The sequence below is a fragment of the Pseudoalteromonas sp. PPB1 genome (assembly GCF_015356275.1).
GTDB lineage: Bacteria > Pseudomonadota > Gammaproteobacteria > Enterobacterales > Alteromonadaceae > Pseudoalteromonas > Pseudoalteromonas rubra_D.
In genome coordinates this window covers 1-1088 of sequence record NZ_JACEQV010000082.1, presented here as the reverse complement: position 1 = coordinate 1088, position 1088 = coordinate 1, and the positions used below count along the sequence as shown (strand labels likewise).

1 protein-coding gene is annotated in these 1088 nt (G+C 47.3%); it reads right to left on the bottom strand.

Annotated features, from left to right (window positions below):
- Positions 1-1088 (bottom strand): elongation factor Tu (gene tuf, locus IY568_RS24385; protein ID WP_194868969.1); only part of this gene is annotated, 1088 nt, incomplete at its 3' end.

Sequence of the window (1088 nt, the reverse complement as noted above, 5' to 3'; positions counted from 1 at the left end):
AGCTCAACAGTCATCTTGATGTTGTCACCAGGCATTACCATTTCTACGCCTTCTGGAAGCTCAACGTTACCAGTTACGTCAGTTGTACGGAAGTAGAACTGTGGACGGTAGCCTTTGAAGAATGGAGTATGACGGCCACCTTCATCTTTAGACAGTACGTATACTTCTGAAGTGAACTTAGTGTGTGGGTTGATTGAACCAGGCTTACAAAGAACCTGACCACGCTCAACTTCATCACGCTTAGTACCACGTAGAAGGGCACCGATGTTCTCACCTGCACGACCTTCGTCAAGCAGCTTACGGAACATTTCAACACCTGTACAAGTTGTCTTCGTAGTTTCTTTGATACCTACGATTTCAACTTCGTCGTTCACGTTGATGATACCAGCTTCAACACGGCCAGTTACAACAGTACCACGACCCTGGATTGAGAATACGTCTTCGATAGGCATGATGAACGGCTTATCGATGTCACGCTCTGGCTCTGGGATGTAAGAATCTAGTGCTTCTGCAAGCTCAACGATCTTGTCTTCCCACTCTTTCTCGCCTTCTAGCGCTTTAAGAGCAGAACCCTGGATTAGAGGCAGGTCGTCACCTGGGAAGTCGTACTCAGAAAGAAGTTCACGAACTTCCATCTCTACTAGCTCTAGTAGCTCTTCGTCGTCAACCATGTCACATTTGTTCATGAATACGATGATGTAAGGTACACCAACCTGACGAGAAAGTAGGATGTGCTCACGTGTTTGAGGCATAGGACCGTCAGTTGCAGCAACTACCAGGATCGCGCCGTCCATCTGAGCAGCACCAGTGATCATGTTTTTAACGTAGTCAGCGTGTCCAGGACAGTCAACGTGCGCGTAGTGGCGAGTTGGAGTGTCATACTCAACGTGTGAAGTTGAGATTGTGATACCACGCTCACGCTCTTCTGGAGCGTTATCGATTGATGCGAAGTCTTTCGCTTCACCACCGTATACTTTTGCAAGTACGTTAGTGATTGCTGCAGTTAGGGTAGTTTTACCGTGGTCAACGTGGCCGATAGTACCAACGTTAACGTGCGGTTTCGAACGTTCAAACTTTTCTTTTGCCAT